Origin of the sequence: Dolichospermum sp. LEGE 00246 (assembly GCF_015207865.1) — a bacterium.
GTDB classification, from domain to species: Bacteria; Cyanobacteriota; Cyanobacteriia; order Cyanobacteriales; family Nostocaceae; genus Dolichospermum; species Dolichospermum heterosporum.
The window spans coordinates 1-18,037 of record NZ_JADEWA010000006.1 but is presented as its reverse complement, the minus strand read 5'-3'; the positions used below and the strand labels follow the sequence as shown (position 1 = coordinate 18,037).

20 protein-coding genes are annotated in these 18,037 nt (G+C 38.3%); 11 read left to right on the top strand and 9 right to left on the bottom strand.

Annotated elements, in window-relative coordinates:
- Positions 1-366: 366 nt before the first annotated feature.
- From infA to prfA, 11 genes are all read left to right on the top strand, one after another.
- Positions 367-591 (top strand): translation initiation factor IF-1, encoded by a 225-nt coding sequence (infA, locus tag IQ228_RS00840; protein ID WP_006276978.1) that lies wholly within the window; start codon positions 367-369, stop codon positions 589-591.
- Positions 592-707: 116 nt separating this feature from the next.
- Complete coding sequence (gene rpmJ, locus IQ228_RS00835; protein ID WP_015079193.1) at positions 708-821, top strand: 50S ribosomal protein L36; 114 nt, start codon at positions 708-710, stop codon at positions 819-821.
- A 105-nt stretch (positions 822-926) separates the two neighbouring features.
- Positions 927-1,307 (top strand): 30S ribosomal protein S13, encoded by a 381-nt coding sequence (gene rpsM / locus IQ228_RS00830; RefSeq protein WP_027402087.1) that lies wholly within the window; start codon positions 927-929, stop codon positions 1,305-1,307.
- 54 nt (positions 1,308-1,361) lie between these two features.
- On the top strand, positions 1,362-1,757 hold the full coding sequence (rpsK, locus tag IQ228_RS00825) for a 30S ribosomal protein S11 (protein ID WP_015079191.1): 396 nt from the start codon (positions 1,362-1,364) through the stop codon (positions 1,755-1,757).
- A gap of 97 nt (positions 1,758-1,854) precedes the next feature.
- Positions 1,855-2,799 carry a DNA-directed RNA polymerase subunit alpha gene (locus tag IQ228_RS00820; protein WP_027402086.1) on the top strand — a complete coding sequence of 315 codons (945 nt, stop codon included), beginning with the start codon at positions 1,855-1,857 and terminating at the stop codon, positions 2,797-2,799.
- Positions 2,800-2,838: 39 nt separating this feature from the next.
- The gene (gene rplQ, locus IQ228_RS00815; RefSeq protein ID WP_027402085.1) at positions 2,839-3,189 is read left to right on the top strand and encodes a 50S ribosomal protein L17; all 351 of its coding nucleotides are present in this window, start codon (positions 2,839-2,841) and stop codon (positions 3,187-3,189) included.
- 89 nt (positions 3,190-3,278) lie between these two features.
- Positions 3,279-4,142 carry a tRNA pseudouridine(38-40) synthase TruA gene (truA, locus tag IQ228_RS00810; protein ID WP_193961964.1) on the top strand — a complete coding sequence of 288 codons (864 nt, stop codon included), beginning with the start codon at positions 3,279-3,281 and terminating at the stop codon, positions 4,140-4,142.
- A 55-nt stretch (positions 4,143-4,197) separates the two neighbouring features.
- Complete coding sequence (gene rplM / locus IQ228_RS00805) at positions 4,198-4,653, top strand: 50S ribosomal protein L13 (protein WP_027402083.1); 456 nt, start codon at positions 4,198-4,200, stop codon at positions 4,651-4,653.
- A complete protein-coding gene (gene rpsI, locus IQ228_RS00800) occupies positions 4,653-5,069 on the top strand; it encodes a 30S ribosomal protein S9 (protein WP_039201058.1) in 417 nt (138 codons plus the stop codon). The genes rplM and rpsI overlap by 1 nt, the downstream gene beginning before the upstream one ends.
- Positions 5,070-5,261: 192 nt before the next feature.
- Positions 5,262-5,498 carry a 50S ribosomal protein L31 gene (rpmE, locus tag IQ228_RS00795; protein ID WP_039201059.1) on the top strand — a complete coding sequence of 79 codons (237 nt, stop codon included), beginning with the start codon at positions 5,262-5,264 and terminating at the stop codon, positions 5,496-5,498.
- A gap of 121 nt (positions 5,499-5,619) precedes the next feature.
- On the top strand, positions 5,620-6,720 hold the full coding sequence (gene prfA / locus IQ228_RS00790) for a peptide chain release factor 1 (protein ID WP_039201072.1): 1,101 nt from the start codon (positions 5,620-5,622) through the stop codon (positions 6,718-6,720).
- A gap of 91 nt (positions 6,721-6,811) precedes the next feature.
- Here prfA and IQ228_RS00785 read toward each other — a convergent pair whose 3' ends face one another.
- From IQ228_RS00785 to IQ228_RS00745, 9 genes are all read right to left on the bottom strand, one after another.
- On the bottom strand, positions 6,812-9,916 hold the full coding sequence (locus IQ228_RS00785; RefSeq protein ID WP_193961963.1) for a UvrD-helicase domain-containing protein: 3,105 nt from the start codon (positions 9,914-9,916) through the stop codon (positions 6,812-6,814).
- An 86-nt stretch (positions 9,917-10,002) separates the two neighbouring features.
- Positions 10,003-10,293: a hypothetical protein gene (locus tag IQ228_RS00780; RefSeq protein ID WP_193961962.1), complete on the bottom strand. Its 291-nt coding sequence runs from the start codon at positions 10,291-10,293 to the stop codon at positions 10,003-10,005.
- A gap of 138 nt (positions 10,294-10,431) precedes the next feature.
- Positions 10,432-11,016, bottom strand: a complete 585-nt coding sequence (locus IQ228_RS00775) for a Uma2 family endonuclease (RefSeq protein ID WP_193961961.1) — start codon at positions 11,014-11,016, stop codon at positions 10,432-10,434.
- 209 nt (positions 11,017-11,225) lie between these two features.
- Positions 11,226-11,726 (bottom strand): 2TM domain-containing protein, encoded by a 501-nt coding sequence (locus tag IQ228_RS00770; protein ID WP_168634931.1) that lies wholly within the window; start codon positions 11,724-11,726, stop codon positions 11,226-11,228.
- Positions 11,727-12,138: 412 nt separating this feature from the next.
- Entirely contained in the window at positions 12,139-13,038 is a 900-nt protein-coding gene (locus IQ228_RS00765; protein ID WP_193961960.1) for a M48 family metallopeptidase, read from the bottom strand.
- Positions 13,039-13,114: 76 nt separating this feature from the next.
- Complete coding sequence (locus IQ228_RS00760; RefSeq protein WP_190382046.1) at positions 13,115-14,092, bottom strand: Bpu10I family restriction endonuclease; 978 nt, start codon at positions 14,090-14,092, stop codon at positions 13,115-13,117.
- Positions 14,065-15,297, bottom strand: a complete 1,233-nt coding sequence (locus tag IQ228_RS00755) for a DNA cytosine methyltransferase (RefSeq protein WP_228043619.1) — start codon at positions 15,295-15,297, stop codon at positions 14,065-14,067. Before IQ228_RS00755 ends, IQ228_RS00760 begins: the two co-directional genes overlap by 28 nt.
- A 77-nt stretch (positions 15,298-15,374) precedes the next feature.
- On the bottom strand, positions 15,375-17,099 hold the full coding sequence (locus IQ228_RS00750; RefSeq protein ID WP_193961959.1) for an ABC transporter ATP-binding protein: 1,725 nt from the start codon (positions 17,097-17,099) through the stop codon (positions 15,375-15,377).
- A 127-nt stretch (positions 17,100-17,226) separates the two neighbouring features.
- Positions 17,227-17,850 carry an exopolysaccharide biosynthesis protein gene (locus IQ228_RS00745; RefSeq protein WP_193961958.1) on the bottom strand — a complete coding sequence of 208 codons (624 nt, stop codon included), beginning with the start codon at positions 17,848-17,850 and terminating at the stop codon, positions 17,227-17,229.
- Between the last annotated feature and the right edge of the window lie 187 nt (positions 17,851-18,037).

The window sequence follows — 18,037 nt, the reverse complement described above, 5'->3', positions numbered from 1 at the left end:
CGTAGTTCTATTGGTCTAACATTCCCTCCAAGGGCAGGAGTCCTGATTCCCAAGACCCAAATCTTTCTCTAGCAACACTTACCTATCAGCTTGGTTTTCGCTTACGGCATTGGTGGTCAAGATACTCAAGATCCTACCAGAAAATCCTGGGGATTCGTCATCCATCCAAAATTTGTTTTTACTTGAGTTTTAAATCAATTCCAGATGCAATCCTCATCCCCTGCTCACAATCCCCACCTTATGAGTACATTGAAGGCGGGGACTTCCGCAAATCGTTTAAACTGTTGATATATTTCTCCAATTATGTTCTTAATGCCCATGAAAGTGGACAAGGACAACAGGAGATTATTGAGTTGAGGAAAAAACTTGTCTAAGCAAGATTTAATTGAAATGGAAGGGACAGTCACCGAGTCGTTGCCTAATGCGATGTTTCGTGTTGACTTAGACAACGGCTTTAATGTCCTAGCACACATTTCTGGGAAAATTCGCCGTAATTACATCAAGATTTTACCTGGCGATCGCGTCAAAGTTGAATTAACACCTTACGACTTAACCAAAGGTAGAATCACCTATCGCCTGCGGAAGAAATAAATCAATAACAGAGAATCTTACCATACATAAATCAACTGGTCTTTTTCTAGTTACATAACTGAAATATTTCTTCTAGAAATGCTATAATTTACTATTTGGAGTCAATTTTAAAAGGCATGAAAGTCAGAGCCTCAGTTAAGAAAATTTGCGAAAAGTGCAGCGTGATCAAGCGTCGTGGTCGCGTGATGGTGATTTGTGAAAATCCCAAACACAAACAACGCCAAGGATAGAAACTATCTATCAAAGCAAAGTTAAAACCGCGACAATTAAATGACTAATTCAAGCGATCGCACTTTGCTAACTGCAACTACGAAAACAATAGGGAGAGATTCATTGTGGCACGGATTTCCGGAGTAGACCTTCCCCGCGATAAGCGTATTGAAATCGGTCTAACATACATTTACGGAATTGGCTTAACTAGATCACATCAAATTCTCGCAGCGACTGGTGTTAACCCAGATACCCGCGTCAAAGAACTGTCCGATGCTGATGTGGCAGCCCTCAGAGGAGAAATCGAAAGCAACTATCAAGTTGAAGGAGATTTACGCCGTTTAGAAGGACTAAATATTAAGCGTTTAGTTGATATTGGCTGTTACAGAGGTCGGAGACACCGCATGGGCTTACCAGTGCGTGGACAAAGAACCCGTACCAACGCTAGAACCAGACGTGGTAGAAGACAGACAGTGGCTGGTAAGAAGAAAGCCCCTGGTAAATAATTTCTCTAAACTTGCTGCAATTGGCAAGTTGTACCTTAAATTCACTAAAGAAATATGGCCAGACAACCAACAAAAAAATCCGGGAGCAAAAAGCAGAAACGGAACGTACCCAATGGGGTTGCCTACATTCAGTCTACCTTCAACAATAGCATTGTCACAATTACCGATCAAAATGGAGATGTTATCTCCTGGGCAAGTGCTGGTTCTAGTGGATTTAAAGGGGCAAAAAAGGGAACACCCTTTGCCGCACAAACCGCTGCTGAAAGCGCAGCTAGACGAGCCACAGACCAAGGAATGCGGCAAATCGAAGTTATGGTGAGTGGTCCTGGTGCAGGTAGAGAAACCGCGATTCGAGCGCTTCAAGGTGCAGGATTAGAAATTACACTCATTCGGGATATTACCCCAATTCCCCACAACGGTTGCCGTCCACCCAAGCGCCGTCGAGTTTAAGCTTTTCTCATCTAACAGTTAACTGTCAACTTTTGACTGTTGACTGTTGACTTTTGACTTTTGAATTTTGACTTTACGAAGTGAGGGAGGCTACTCCGTGGCGCAGTTTCAAATTGAATGTGTAGAGTCTAATGCTGAGGAAAGTCGGAGCTATTACAGTAAGTTCGTTCTAGAACCCCTAGATCGCGGTCAAGGGACAACTGTTGGCAACGCGTTGCGGCGGGTTCTACTTTCTAACTTAGAAGGAACATCAGTGACAGCAGTGAGAATTGCTGGTGTCAGTCATGAGTTTGCGACAGTTCCAGGGGTAAGGGAAGACGTACTGGAAATGCTCATGCGAATGAAGGATGTCATTCTCAAGAGTTATTCTTCTCAACCCCAAATTGGTCGGTTACTCGTTAACGGACCGGCAACAGTAACTGTGGCACATTTCGATTTACCTAGTGAAGTAGAAGTGATTGACCCGACCCAGTATATCGCCACCATCGCCGAGGGTGGAAAACTGGAAATGGAATTTCGGATTGAGCGAGGCAAAGGCTACCGGACTGTAGAACGAGGCAGAGAAGAAGCCACATCTTTGGATTTTCTCCAAATTGACTCAGTGTTTATGCCCGTACGAAAGGTCAACTATAGTGTTGAAGAAACTCGTGACGATGGCTTTTTGAAAGATAGACTTCTTTTGGAAGTATGGACTAATGGTAGTATTTCTCCTCAAGAAGCACTATCATCTGCTGCTGGAATTTTGGTAGATTTATTTAACCCATTAAAAGATATCTCCTTAGAACCAACAGACACAGGTTCAGATATCCCCGATGATCCTACCGCACAAATTCCCATTGAAGAGTTACAGTTATCTGTTAGAGCTTATAACTGTCTAAAACGCGCCCAAGTAAATTCCGTAGCCGACTTATTGGATTACACCCAAGAAGACCTTTTAGAAATCAAAAACTTTGGTCAAAAGTCAGCGGAAGAAGTAGTGGAAGCTTTACAGCGTCGCTTAGGTATTACTTTACCTCAAGAAAGAAGCTCTAAGCCTAGCTAAATCAAAACCCAATAAATGAAACTTCATTAGTGCATTGTTATGCGTCATCGTTGCCGAGTCAAACAACTTAGTAAACCAGCGGATCAACGTCGCGCTCTTCTCAGAGCTTTGACAACAGAGTTGGTACGTCATGGTCGAATTACTACAACTTTAATCAGAGCTAAAGTTGTCCGCAGTGAAGTAGATAAAATGATTACCCTAGCTAAGGATGGCTCTTTAGCATCTCGTCGGAAAGCACTAGGTTATATCTACGACAAAACCCTGGTTCATGCACTATTCGAGCAAGCTCCTACTCGGTATGCTAACCGTCAAGGTGGTTATACTCGCATTTTGCATACCGTCCCCCGTCGCGGTGATCATGCTGAAATGGCGATTATTGAACTAGTTTAAAGTTATTGGTTATTAGTCATTGGTCATTGGTAAATCGCAAAGAAAAACCACTGACAACTGACAACTGACCACTGACCACTGACTAAATTATGTTAGAAAGCCGCCAGCAAAATCAGACTCAGCGAGTAGCCTTAGTCATTCAGTATATAGGTACTCATTTTCACGGCTGGCAAAGACAAAAAGGACAGCGAACTGTTCAAGAAGAGATAGAAACAGCTATAGCCACTGTGCTAGGGTATCATGTGACACTACACGGAGCAGGTCGAACTGATTCTGGAGTCCATGCTGCCGCTCAAGTAGCTCATTTTCAAGCCGCAAGTTTAATTCCTGCTCATAGGTGGGCAAAAGTTCTCAATGGCTACTTGCCCCCAGGTATATTAATTAGGGCATCAGCAGGTGTAAGTGAAAGTTGGCACGCTCGTTTTAGCGCGATTTACCGACGATATCGCTACACTATCTACACTGAGGAGTTACCGAATTTATTCGTACAACCTTTCAGTTGGCATTATTATTATGCCCCTTTAGATGAAGCCTTAATTACGTCTGCCTTAAAACCACTGCTGGGAAAACACCATTTATCTGCTTTTGAACGGGCTGGGTCAGCGCGATCGCATTCCTGGGTAGAAGTGCAAGCAGTAGAATGTCGTAGGAGTGGATCATTTATCCATATTGAAATTCAGGCTGATGGATTTTTATATGGCATGGTGCGGCTGTTGATAGGAATGGTAGTACAAGTAGGTTCTGGTCAGCGGACTCTAGATGACTTCACTGATATCTGGCAACAGGAACGTCGGGAAGAAGTGAAATATTCTGCACCTGCTCACGGGTTATGCTTGTTGAGAGTCGGTTATCCCGATTTTCCCTTTCCGCCAAAAATTTGGTATGACACCCAACCATACCTAGTCATGAATAATCAATGTCTAAACTATGATTTTCATGATTTGTGTGATTAAGATGATTAAGCTATCGCCTTGAATTTTGACAAGGCACTGACAAAGGACAAACAAAATGAGTAGTAAAACCTACCTTCCCCCTCAAGCATCTCTTGAGCGTGATTGGTACTTAGTAGACGCGACAGATAAACGTCTGGGTCGTCTGGCGAGCGAAGTCGCTATGATCCTCAGAGGTAAAAGAAAAGCTGAATATACTCCCCATTTAGATACAGGGGATTTTGTGATTATTATCAATGCTGAGAAAGTGGCAGTTACAGGTAAAAAGCGCACTCAAAAGCTTTACCGTCGCCATTCTGGTCGTCCCGGTGGTATGAAAACCGAAACTTTCGCCAAGTTACAACAGCGATTACCAGAAAGAATTCTCGAACACGCTATTAAAGGTATGTTACCTAAAAATAGTTTGGGTAAACAGTTATTTACCAAACTGAAAGTGTATGCAGGCCCAACTCATCCTCATGCAGCACAACAACCCAAAGAAATCACAATTAGTACAATTCCTGGAGAAAACTAATGCAGGTAGCAGAAATTACTAGCGGACGTGCTGTTTATTGGGGTACTGGTCGTCGGAAAGCCTCTGTCGCTAGAGTTCGTCTAGTTCCCGGTGAAGGGAAAATGACTGTTAACGGTAAAGATGGAGATTTGTATTTCCAATTCAATCCTAACTACTTAGGCGCGATTAAAGCACCTTTGGAAACCTTGGGATTGGAAAGCGAGTATGACATCGTGGTGAAAGCTGAAGGTGGTGGCTTAACCGGACAAGCAGATTCTATTCGTTTAGGAGTTGCTCGTGCTTTATGTCAACTTGACCCAGATAACCGTTCACCTTTGAAAACTGAAGGCTATTTAACTCGTGACCCACGAGCTAAAGAACGGAAGAAATACGGTTTACACAAAGCTCGTAAAGCACCTCAATACTCGAAACGTTAAGATAGGAGTCAGGAGTCAGGAGTTCAGAATTCAGGAGTATGGCTAACGCCACCCTATGCCTTCAGCACAGTACGTGAAAGCTATCAGAATTCAGGAGTTCAGAAGGAAGAGGGAAAAACTTTTTACCCAGTATCCAATCTCCAGTTCCCTATTCTCAGTTCTAAATTTATATAGATTCCCCACAAAAAAACAATGGCTAAACCTGATATTCATCCCAAATGGTATCCAGATGCTAAAGTCTACTGTAATGGTCAAGTAGTTATGACCATTGGTGCTACTAAGCCCGAACTCCACGTAGATGTTTGGTCTGGAAATCACCCTTTCTACACTGGTACTCAGAAAATGATTGATACGGAAGGTCGTGTAGAACGCTTCCTGCGTAAATATGGTATGTCCAGCACTCAAACTGGCGACGATAATCAAAAGTAGCTGGTTGGCTGTAGCTGTTGATAGTGTGGCGGAAGCCACAGACGACCCTGCATAGTGCTGGGTCGCTTGTCATTTAATGCTTGAGCCAACTTGTTATTTTTTAGGAGCATTTATAGTCATCATGGCAGAATCATACTTACTGGAGAAACTTAAATCTGTTGAACAAACTTTTCATGAATTAACACGCCGTTTAGCCGATCCTGATACTGCTAGTAATCCTGATGAGTATCAAAAAATTGCTAAGTCTCGTTCTTCTTTGGAAGAGGTAGTTAATACCTATGAAACTTGGAAAACAGTCCAGGATGAATTGGTAGGGGCGCGTCAGATCCTCAAAGAGTCCAATAGCGATCTAGAGTTGCATCAAATGGCAGCAATGGAAGTTAGTGAACTGGAAGAAAAGCTAGGATATTTGGAAAGCCGCTTAAAGGTGTTGCTGCTACCCCGTGACCCCAACGATGATAAAAACATTATGTTGGAAATCCGCGCTGGTACTGGTGGTGATGAAGCTAGTATCTGGGCTGGGGATTTACTGCGGATGTATTCCCGCTATGCTGATGTCCAAGGTTGGAAGGTGAAGCTGGTCAGCGAGTCCTTGGGGGAAATGGGCGGGTTTAAAGAAGTAATTCTAGAAATTCAAGGTGATAGTGTTTATAGTAAGCTGAAGTTTGAATCAGGTGTACATCGTGTTCAGCGTGTACCAGCAACGGAATCGGGAGGAAGGGTTCACACTTCGACTGCGACTATAGCGATTATGCCAGAAGTGGATGAAGTGGAAATCCACATTGACCCGAAAGATATTGAAATGAGTACGGCGCGTTCTGGTGGTGCGGGTGGACAAAACGTGAATAAGGTGGAAACAGCCGCTGATTTGTTCCACAAACCTACGGGGATTCGGATTTTCTGTACTGAAGAACGGAGTCAGTTGCAGAATAAGGAACGGGCGATGCAAATTCTCCGGGCTAAGTTGTATGAGTTGAAATTGCGAGAACAACAAGATGCTGTGACTTCCATGCGGCGATCGCAGGTGGGTACGGGTTCTCGTTCGGAAAAAATTCGCACTTACAATTATAAAGATAGCCGGGTGACTGACCACCGTTTAGGTCAAAATTTTACCCTTAACCCTGTTTTGGAAGGTGATATAGAGACGGTGATTCAATCTTGTATATCTCAAGATCAACAAGAACGGTTAGCAGAACTAGCGGCTTCTGGTTCTAGTAGCTAATTAACTTCATTAATATCTTAGAAAACCGCTTGTTGTTATTTTTTGCACTTACAGGCGGTTTTCTTATGGGAATGGGAAGGATTGATTGCTTTTACTCCTCATTTTCATTAACCAAGTAGTATTGACCTTGATTTACACGATAAACTTCTGATTTATTTTCCCCGTCGTCATAAAACCGCACTTCAATTCCCACAGCTTGAGAAATCCAATTTGCGTTATTGAAATATTGTTGAACTGAAAAACCTTCTGCTGGATAGGTGCGACACCAAGCAGGCCAAACCTCTGGTTTCCAAATATAGCCTTCGGCTTTGAGCAAGTCTTTAATTGCAATAGTACCGTTGCTACCTTTACCATCCTGATTACCAATTTTAACAGTAATGTACCGTATAGTCCCCACACCAATAAAAGTTTGATAATCTGACCAATTTAATACAGAAATTTTTGTTCTGCTGTTTAATTCGTCAAGAAAAGGTGATGAATTTTTACTTTCTGTGATAATAAATAAAGTTTCAACTGCACGAGTTAAAGCCACATAAAATAAACGTCTTTCTTCATTTACTACAGACTCAATGCTATCACCAAAGACACGGGTAAACATTAAATCAGGATGTATCAAGGGATAACAACGAGGAATAGCATCAAGTATTATAACTACATCTTTTTGAAGACCTTTATATTTGTGTGCAGTTGATATAGTTACTAATTTTCTTGATTCTTCAGGAAGGTATGAATGCACTAATTCTAAAAAACTATCAAGTGTACTATTTTTATATTTACTCTTTTGATTTTGATAATTCACATACCAAAGTAAACTATTTTTTCGACTGAGTAATACTACTTTTTTACCTTCTTTAACAGTCTTGTTAATTAGACGTAAAATAGCAGGTGTTATATTGTCTCCAGGATAATTTTCTTGCTCTGTGGGAGTTGCTTCAAAGCTAGACATATCAGCAATATTTACTATTCCTGGCATGGTTTTATCAGCGCGAGCAGGAGTACCCAAACCTTGCATTAACTTATTACCAATATCAACAATAGAAATAGCTGAACGGTAATTTGTAGCTATATTTAATTTATGTGATGGCTGGAAGAATTGGTGAAAATCCTGATAAAATCGGAGGTCAGAACCAGCGAAACCATTAATTGCTTGCCAGTCATCACCAACGCAGAAAAATAGTGCTTGAGGATTTTGCTTTCTGATGGCTTCTATTAGATTATAGAATAGTTCCGAAAAGTCTTGATATTCATCAATCATGATGTATCTGAGACTTTTTAAATCACCAGTTCCTAATCTACGGCGAAATATAGTTTGTCCTGATGCAAGTACCTCTACAGCTTTTTGCATTAGTCCATCAAAATCTTCTTCACCTCTATCCTCAAGACATCTTAAATAGGATTTATAAAATCTATATGCTAAATTCAAAAATTGTTCTTCAATCTTACTCACACATTCGTGTTTAGAAATAATTTTTCTTAACTCTTCTGAAGTTAAAGAAAGTTTACGGCATCGTTGAATAAATCCTTTTACTACTGTCGTAAATCTATCTATTGATCTATCTTTTATCCTTGACCAAATTGTTTCTTCACTCAGTCGGTTACATTGAATACCTAAATTTTCTAACTTATCCTTGAGTAATTCACAAAAAACTTCTGCTCCTTGATCTTTAAGAGGTCTTGGTGATAATGCTATTAACTGCCAGTTGGGACGATTTGCCCAATACTCTCGCTTTTCATGGGACATATCATCATAATCTGGATCTCCTTCTAGTCCAAAATATTCAATAACTATTCCCTGTTTTTCTCCAGTCAATATTGTAAAATCAGGACGGTAATTTATGCCATTCCACCAAAAGTTACGCTCATATTTGTATTTAATATTATGTTCAAATAAAAAGTTAGCAATTAGTTTTTCACCAAAAGATTTATAGTAGTTACCATCAATTCCTTCTCTTGGTAATGAGCGACGATAACGAAGGATTTCTTCTGGAGTTTTATCATACCCACCTGAAATTATGCGCTCCCAGTCTTCATGAAATGCTGCCATCATCAAATCGCGTATTTTTGCATAAAATATTGTGTCGCGTAAGTAATCATCAATTACAATCTGTAAAGCGCGGCTTTGGTTCTGTTCTCCATCTGGTTCATCAAAAAGAATATTTTCGGGATGAACTAAGGCATAAGCTAAGGCATGGAAAGTCATTGCATGGGGAACAGAATTTTGTAATTGTAACTTTAGACGTTCTCGTATTTCTTCTGCTGCTTTGCGATTGAAGGCTAAAAGTAACATTTCTCCTGGTGCAATACCACAATGTTTCTGTAAAAATATTGCTCGGTTGACTAAAGTTGAGGTTTTTCCGCTTCCTGCTCTAGCTATTACTTGTATATGACTTTCAAGAGTGCCAATTGCTGCTGCTTGTTCAAGATCAGGAGAAGAGTTTAAATTCGTTTTTACCCAATCTTGTATGTAATTAAATTTTTCCGATTGGTACTCTTGCAATGATACGTATTCAGCACAATGAAGTTGGTAAAAATTATCAGCATTAAGAAAATTGTTTTCAAATTTGTCTTTTATGTTTTGTAGTAAAGATAGTTTTTTGGCAATCCTTCTTTCAATTTCTAATCTTTGAGCCTCTCGTCTTTCATCTTCCCGTTTTTGTGCTTCCAGTCTTTGAGCATTTCTTCTTTCAATTTCTAATCTTTGAGCCTCTCGTCTTTCATCTTCCCGTTTTTGTGCTTCCAGTCTTTGAGCATTTCTTCTTTCAATTTCTAATCTTTGAGCCTCTCGTCTTTCATCTTCCCGTTTTTGTGCTTCCAATTTCTCAGCTTCACACCTTTTTTTATTTTCTTGTTCTATTTGCTCTATTAATGCAAGTCTTTTTTCCAAAGAAAGGGGTAATTCCAAAGAAAGAGGTGGTTCTAAAGCATTAAATTCTCTAATAAATCTATTTTTTTCATACCTAAAAGTATAATTACCAACATAATTATAGGCAGACTGACTCCAAACAGGGTAGCTTACCCCAATCTCTAGAATCGTACTGTTTAGTGAGCTATCATCTTTTAATAAAAATGAGACTCTTCCTTTTCCTCGAACAATGTGGATAACTTCCCTTCCCAAAAGTATTTCCCAGAGGTCATCATTATCACCAATAACCTCTGCAAACTTTTTAACAGTATTAATCTGTGAACTGCTATCCATAAGCGACCCTAAACAAAAATAAGCTACCTTCTAAAAAATAGCTTTGAATATTACCGATGATATTTAAAATTAGATTTTTCAGTTAATTAATTTTGTTGTTTCTTGGAAAGATCATATAAAAATATTATCTCATCAACTACCTCTTCAAGTTTATCCTTACCGGTCGCTGTATCTAAACTGTTTAAAAGTTGTGCAACTTTTTTAACCTGTTCTCTTATGTCTTCTGGAGTAGATTCTCCAATTTTCGGAACATTTAACTCAGCGCAAACAGTTTCCATGCTCTTAGACGCAACAAGTAAGCGTTCATAAAGAGAACCTTCTTCCTTTATTAAACTATCAAGACTATTTATTACTGCTTCCAATACACGATTTCTCATATAGTCACCCATGAAATATACATATTAATCCATGATACATACTCATTAAGTGTAAGTCAACTTTCTGGCAAAATTTTTCCTGGTTAATCGGAGGTGTTTGTAAATAAATCAGATTCCCCTATCACTACAATTTTTATCCTATCCTGTTATTTTTATCCCTGCTCGAAATTCCCGCAGCGCTTGAGCATGATTTTCTATATTAACACAACGCATCAATAAATCTACATCTAAACTCGGTAAAAGTTGCGATTTACTAACAGCTTCATATCCCTCATTTCCTAAACTATAAAACAATAATTCATCATTCATCCAAAACCAAACTTCAGGAATTTGTAACCGTTTGTATGCTTCCAGTTTATTAATTCCTCCACTACTAACAACTACCTCAATTACTAAATCAGGATGTTTGCTATTTGGTCCTAATTCATAAGATTCATCACCTTCTTTTTTAACCTTTTCAAATTCATTTTCTAGGGTGACAGAACCAGTCGGAGTAAAATCTAATTCCAAAAATTCCAAATAAATCTCTACTAAAGAAGCAATACGTTTTTTGACAGTTTCGTGTTTTTTTCCTGGCATTTTCCGAATCTCCAAGACTCCATCTAAAAAAGACAACCTTAACCCTGGACGATCAATTAGCTGTTCAACAGCTTTAAATTCTCTCCAGGTTAAGTCGCTAATTAAAATTGGTTCTGCTTCTCGTTCAATGAGTGTAGTTATCATAATTTAAACCCAAATTTAGAGATTGAATTTTGCTCAACGCGAGATAATATAAAAACAGAGTCTCATGAAAAACATCATGGAAGCATAGAAACTCAAAGGAAAAATTGATTCATCTGGTAACTTGCTAATTAACGAACTCGTGAATTTACCTCCCGGAGATGATGATGGAAGTTGTCTGGAGTAGTGGTCTAACTCATTTAATATCAGCCTTAAGGACTAAATACCTTAAACCACTTATTTAAAACTGTATTGATTGTTTGTTTAATTTGGTGGTTACGATTCCATCTTTGAAAGGCGATTTCGTAATCTTCACCTTTGGTTTGAAAGGTATTCCAAATATCTAAGGATATGGCTAATCCGCAAGCTAGTAAGATATAAAGTGACCAAGAAATACCGCCACTAATTAAATCCATACCTATGAAAAAAATATTTATGATTGCGTAATTTCCCAGACGTTTTTTAAATTTACTTTGGCGATAAAGATTAAAAGCTTTACGCTGTTCAACTTCGTTTTGTTTACCTAACCAATCCCGTTCCGCTTGTTGGAGGATATCGGGTGATATTTGTAACTCTGTGGCAATTTCCAGGATTTGCTGATAGGAAAATTCTTGATCGTTATCGTCTACTTGACGAGCGATCGCTAATTGCAGAATTTGCTGTACATCCTCTTGGCTGTAAGAACGCAGGCTGTTAGGGTGAAACGTCGTCATAATTGTTGCTCAAATAATAGTTTTAATAGAAAAATGCACTACCATCAGCAATACAGCACTTTCTAATGTTATGAGGTACAGTTTTTTATCCCCAAACCCGTAGGGGCGCAGGGCTTGCGCCCTCCATTGTATTTCATTAGAGCGAAAATTGCTGTATTTACACCACTTCTAGATTAGCAAATATAAATCAATCTGGTGTTCAATTAGTTATGGTTGGGAAAAAGATATATGGTGGTTATTAGCAGTCCGATGAGGAGAGGGTGCAGGCCTTGCACCCCTACGGATTTTCAATCAGATGTGAAATTGATCCGCAATATCACAGGTTTATTGGGTGGTATTGCCTTGTGGAAAGATTAGGTAAGATATAAAAAGCGATTGTCTGAATCAGGATTAAAGGCGATCGCCTATTAAATTACCAAGAAGTCAAAAAATTCCATCCTTCTTTTTCGTCTCCTTCCTCTTCTTCTTTTGGAGTATTGGCATTTTCTCCTTGAAGTACATGATCGTATTCTCTTGAATCAACCCATTTTAATAATTCACCAGTTCGCATTACTAACCAAGAAAGACTAGATTCCGAATAACTTAATATTTTCGTGACTTGATCTAGATTATCAACACTACTAGATGCAAACTCGCGGGATTGAATCAGGAAATCTTCGATCACATTAGGAGTTAAATACTCTTCTGGTAAACCTGCAAGTTTCATCAGTGCGGTAGTTGCAATATTAATATCTTGACAAGCTAATAAACCAGCCCGGTCAGCAGTGAACTTTGCCATCATTACCCAATTATATAATGCTAATTCTACACCACCAGCTATCAATCCTCCTAATCCTAATGTGGTACTGCTTAACCACATTTTCAACGCCGGCATGACAATTGATATTTGATGATAAATCATATGTTGACTTTTAATTCGAGCAATTTCGTATCCAAAAATAAACAGTAATTCATCATAATTCAACCATTCCATTGCTTCAATATTGATACCAATAATAGGTTTTTCTACGCCAATAATATAGGTTTGAATATGCCCTGTCCCTCGAAACAAATACAATTCAGGAATAGTTGTCACATCAAGAATTTGGCAAGCTTCTAATAATGGTTGATACAATTGGGGAAAATTCCGGGGTGTGACTCTGATTTCACTAGCAATACTTTGTAATCTCAGTAAACGATCAATACCATATTCGTTGACTTTTTTGAGCAAAGGAGAGATACCGGGCATACTTTGTAAAGAAGCTAAAGCTTTGCGATCAAATGGGTGTTCGTAAGTTTTTGAACTTAGTCCAGTTAATATTTTTTTCGTCATGGTTAGTGAATTTGGTAAATACAATTAAATTATATTTTTTGGATCTCCTACAGAAGATAAATATATTTACATATAGCTATTCTTCAATTAACCAACCGCGCTGTATACCTTGTTCAATTCCTCCAACCCAGTCCATTGTTAAATGCTTCCGCACTTTATAAAATAAATGTTGAACTACAGTTGGATTAAGCGGATTTTTTACATAATTTTCTTCGTACCTAAATTCTCTATCAGTATTTTTCTGCTGACGTAGTACATATATTTGGTCAATTTTATATTTTCGTAGATTAACATCACTCGTCAACTTTATCCATTCCATTAATACAATATACAAACTATTGGGATTTCTTGCCTTTAAATCTTCTGCTGATCGTGATGAGCTTTCGAGCATAGTTTTATCAAGATATGTTTTACATTCAATTGCAATAACTGGAATATCGAAAATATGTGTTTCTGTATTACCTGTAACTGTAACTTCTGAATAATTCTCTGGTTCTTCTGTTACCACTGTTAGTATTTCACCACTATCTTCTTTTTCCTCTGGTGGAGTAACTGCTTCAAATGATGCTTGAATAGTTGCACCAATTACAAAGTCATGGTCTTTTTTTTCAATACGAGCATAGGGACGTTTCAACATCTCAGAATATTTTGGAGGTACAAAGAAAATATCTTTAAAAGTATGTGATTTACCAATAAGTGCATTTTCTCCAAAGTCTTTAGCTAAATCTCTAAATAAATAATAAAGAAATTCTTCTAATATACTAGAATGGAGATTAGAACGAGAGTCAAACTTCTCTGCATAATGTTGTTGGTCTAAAAAGTCTTTATACGCAGTAAAAAGTTCTACTCGCTTAGAAATTATTTCATCATCATTATCAGTCTTTATTGATGTTGGTCCAATTAATTGAACATTATCTAAGTGCCATTTATCATACTTAATTCTAATTTCTTGAAGATATTTTCTACTTTCAATATCTCTGTATTTTTTACGATGCTTCTCCTTTTGTTCCAGATTTGAACCGTGAACTAAAGGGTTTCTATCAGTTGTGGGCATAACTCTAATTTTTGTTGAAGATGAACTGCAATTGCTTTAGCAAGAAGGGGTGGGACTGCGTTACCTACCTGATTATACTGGCAAAGAAACTTCTCATTAAATCTATTTTCCCGTTGCAATAACTTATGAGATACAACGGTTTTTTTCCCAGAAAAACGATAATTGTCTGGAAAAGACTGAACACGCGCACCTTCACGGGCTGTTAAATTACGATGCTGGAAAGGGTGAACAAAATTTGCATAAAAAGAAGCTGCTATAGTGTGGGCTGGTTTATAGGGATTTAATCGTCGGTTATTCTGATCATAAATTTTATCAGATAATTCACCATTTCCACTTCGGCGTTTAGCACCATATTCCTTTGCTACGTCTGAACTAGATTCACCCCATTTGATTTGTTTAAAACGTTCTACAAGCCTGTTAGAATGTTCCATTGCTACATGGTTGTAAAGGATTTTACTATCATTTCTTATCCACTTCTGATAAGAGTTTTGAGCTTCTAATATGTAAGGTTGTTCTTCTTTCCCTTCACGCGCGTTAAGTGCCGGTAAATCTGATATGGCATCCCATAAACTAATAGCAGGAGGTAGATGTATTCCTTCAAGTGATAATTGTCCGGTATTAATATTTAGTAAATCTAAAGAATGTGTTTTTGGAGGAATACCTAAATTTTTACCAATTTTATTTCCAACAATAAAAACACGTTCTCTAATTTGTGGTACACCATATTCAGCAGAATTAAGTAACCATATTTCTACAAAATAGCCGATGTTTTCAAAGGTTTTCTTGATAATATCTATTACTTTTATCCCTTCAACATTTTTACGCGATAGTAAACCTTTGACATTCTCTATGACAAATGCTTTAGGTTGAAGAAAACTTATCCACTGAGCAAAGTTAATAAATAAAGTATTTCTAGGATCATTGGGATCTTTCTGGGCAGGTCCTGCAATACTAAAACCTTGGCAGGGTGGACCTCCTATAATAATGTCAGGATGGAAAAAACAGATTTCTTTAACAAGACTTGCAGTATTGATTTCACGAATATCATTTTGAATTACTGTCATTTGAGGGTGATTGTAGCGTAGCGTATCGCACGCCCAAGCATCAATTTCAACAGAGAGAGGAACGGAAAAACCTGCTATCTCAAAGCCTAAAGCAAGGCCTCCAGCACCAGCAAATAAATCAATAGCAATGGGTTTTTTCATTTTGATCAAAATTAACTCAAATAATTGATATCTTAACTTGTACAAAGCTATTCAATTTTTTCAATAAGGAATGTACGTTAGGAAAACTGTTGAGCATAATACCGCGCATATCTTCCTTCTAATCCTAACAATTCCTCATGATTTCCTGATTCGACAATTTGCCCTTTTTCTAACACCAAAATGCGATCGCACTTCCTGACAGTTGACAATCTATGGGCAATAATTAATACAGTGCGTTTTTTCATCAATCTCTCCAAAGCCTCTTGTACCAAAGCTTCTGATTCCGAATCTAAAGCAGATGTGGCTTCATCAAGTATCAATATTTGCGGGTTAAGAAGAACTGCACGAGCGATCGCAATTCGCTGTCTTTGTCCCCCTGATAAATTCACACCTCGCTCTCCTACCCAAGTATGATAACCTTCCGGTAATTGCTGAATAAATTGATGAGCATTGGCGATTTTAGCCGCTGATTCCACTGCTTGAATATCAAAAATATTTTGTCCAAAAGCGATATTTTGGGCAATAGTTCCCGAAAACATAATCGTTTCTTGGGGAACAATCCCAATTTGTTTTCTTAAACTATTTAAAGTCACATCTCGAATATTTACATCATCTATAAAAATTTCCCCAAATTCAGGATCATAGAATCGAGGTAATAGGTTCACAAAAGTAGTTTTCCCAGCACCAGAAGCACCAACAAGGGCAATAGCTTGACCGGGCATGACTAATAGACTAATATTATTTAATACAGGTTCTCCTGATTTATAGGCAAAAGTAATATTGCAATATTCAACTTTACCATTAACAGCAGGAAGGGTAATAGCATTGGGTTTTTCTAATACCGTTGGTTGAATTGCTAATAACTCAAAAACTCGATCAACCGATGCCTCACCTTGTTTAAATTCATTATAGTTATTAGTAGTATGACCAATCGGATCAATTAACAAAGCTGCTGCTGTTAAATAACTAAAAAATTCACCGACTGTTAAATTGCGTTGAGATATTTGCCAAGTTCCTACCATTAACAAAGATAAAGCACTGACAGCTTCTAAAAATCCCACAATGGGAATTTGAATAGCTTTTAATCTTTCTACGGAATATTTGGCTTTAAAACTGCGTTCTGCTTCATAACTAAATCGCTCTATTTCGTATTTTTCCGCAGCAAAAGCCTGAATTAAGCGAATCCCGCTAAAAACTTCCGTTAAAATCGCCGATAAATCAGAGATACGACTTTGACTTTTGAGAGAATATTTCCGTAAACGTTCCCCAAACCAACCAATTAAAATCCCCATAATTGGGGCAACAATTACCGTTGCTAAGGTAAGTTGCCAATTTAAATAAATCATGTAAATGGGAATGGCAATTAACTGTAAAGCACAGGGAGTAAAATCATGAAAAAGCTTATTGATAACTTCTCCAACCCTATCAACATCTTCCGTGAGACGATAGGATAAATCCCCAGCTTTAGCTGTTTCAAAATAGCTGAGATTGAGTTTTTGTAAATGAGTATAAACCTGTTGACGGAGATAAAAAGCGATTCTTAAAGCTGCCTTGGCCATGTATAAATCTTGCACAGACTGAAAAAAGCCGCGCACAAGAAAGATAGCAGCACTGATTCCGGCTAATTGAGTGATCGCTAATACATTACCATCCCCAAAGGGAACTGCCAACTTCCCCGCGACATTAATCAGGGTTAAAGTTGCCAGTACATATCCTAAAATCCCTATAAAACCCTTAGCGATAGTTTCCCACTGGGTGCGGATATAGGGTAAAAGTTGCCAATAATTAGAACGTGTTTTCAAGTTGTAACATCCACAAAAAATATTTTCCTTGTTTGACGCTACCAGTTTTTGGTTTAATTTGGTAATTGGTAATTGGTAATTGGTAATCGGGTTATTAACCTACCTATCTGTCACCCGTCACCTTCCCCTACCTTCCTAACCAACTCTTAATTACATCAAGTAGACTAGAACCACCCCACATCAAAGCAAACAGAATTGAGGTAGTTAAAATTGCTCCCATTACACACAGGACTAAACCACCTAAACTAATAGCACCATCATCTTCTGATAAACCAAAGGCTGTAACAAAAATCCCCATTGCGGGTAAAGTGTTAGTTCCCGGTATGGGAATCATCATCGAAATAGCCATCAGAGCGATCGCACTACCAATAGTGATTCTACCTGGTAATGTGGTGCAAATATAAGATAGACGCGGACGAGCAATGGCTTCAATTCTTCGTAACCAAGGCAGTCCCGCTTTCAAAAATCCCTGAACTGTAGTCAGTTGCAGAGGATAATTAAGCATCTTCTCAGGTAGCCAAGGGATTTTCGCACCTGCAATTAACTGCATAGCCAACAAAAAAATCAGCACCCCAAAAGGAGTTGAGTACCCAGGTGCAGGAACTGGTAAAGCTGACGGTAGAGACAAAATCACCAGCAAAAACCCAAAAATTCTTTCTTGAGCTAATAATAAAATATCTACTAAAGTTACCTTTTCCGGTCTTTCCTCTTCAAAAAAATAGCGTTGTAATTCGTTAGATAGTTTAGCCATTACATTATGTTGTCAAAAATTATTACAAGTGAGTTGAAGTTATCCGTCAAAAAAGCCAATCAATAAACCAGATTCAGCAAACATAATTCCCCATACTCCAAAGTAACCCAGCGATTTCATTGATTCTGGTAAATTAAACCGCATAAAATCCAATTTGCTTAAGAAGTTGCATTTCACATTTTAGCGC

Excerpts from the sequence above, each read along its gene's own strand:
- rpmJ (WP_015079193.1), top strand. The coding sequence starts at position 708 with ATGAAAGTCAGAGCCTCAGTTAAGAAAATTTGCGAAAAGTGCAGCGTG.
- rpsK (WP_015079191.1), top strand. The coding sequence starts at position 1,362 with ATGGCCAGACAACCAACAAAAAAATCCGGGAGCAAAAAGCAGAAACGG.
- rplQ (WP_027402085.1), top strand. The coding sequence starts at position 2,839 with ATGCGTCATCGTTGCCGAGTCAAACAACTTAGTAAACCAGCGGATCAA.
- truA (WP_193961964.1), top strand. The coding sequence starts at position 3,279 with ATGTTAGAAAGCCGCCAGCAAAATCAGACTCAGCGAGTAGCCTTAGTC.
- rplM (WP_027402083.1), top strand. The coding sequence starts at position 4,198 with ATGAGTAGTAAAACCTACCTTCCCCCTCAAGCATCTCTTGAGCGTGAT.
- rpsI (WP_039201058.1), top strand. The coding sequence starts at position 4,653 with ATGCAGGTAGCAGAAATTACTAGCGGACGTGCTGTTTATTGGGGTACT.
- rpmE (WP_039201059.1), top strand. The coding sequence starts at position 5,262 with ATGGCTAAACCTGATATTCATCCCAAATGGTATCCAGATGCTAAAGTC.
- prfA (WP_039201072.1), top strand. The coding sequence starts at position 5,620 with ATGGCAGAATCATACTTACTGGAGAAACTTAAATCTGTTGAACAAACT.
- IQ228_RS00785 (WP_193961963.1), bottom strand. The coding sequence starts at position 9,916 with ATGGATAGCAGTTCACAGATTAATACTGTTAAAAAGTTTGCAGAGGTT.
- IQ228_RS00780 (WP_193961962.1), bottom strand. The coding sequence starts at position 10,293 with ATGAGAAATCGTGTATTGGAAGCAGTAATAAATAGTCTTGATAGTTTA.
- IQ228_RS00775 (WP_193961961.1), bottom strand. The coding sequence starts at position 11,016 with ATGATAACTACACTCATTGAACGAGAAGCAGAACCAATTTTAATTAGC.
- IQ228_RS00770 (WP_168634931.1), bottom strand. The coding sequence starts at position 11,726 with ATGACGACGTTTCACCCTAACAGCCTGCGTTCTTACAGCCAAGAGGAT.
- IQ228_RS00765 (WP_193961960.1), bottom strand. The coding sequence starts at position 13,038 with ATGACGAAAAAAATATTAACTGGACTAAGTTCAAAAACTTACGAACAC.
- IQ228_RS00760 (WP_190382046.1), bottom strand. The coding sequence starts at position 14,092 with ATGCCCACAACTGATAGAAACCCTTTAGTTCACGGTTCAAATCTGGAA.
- IQ228_RS00755 (WP_228043619.1), bottom strand. The coding sequence starts at position 15,297 with ATGAAAAAACCCATTGCTATTGATTTATTTGCTGGTGCTGGAGGCCTT.
- IQ228_RS00745 (WP_193961958.1), bottom strand. The coding sequence starts at position 17,850 with ATGGCTAAACTATCTAACGAATTACAACGCTATTTTTTTGAAGAGGAA.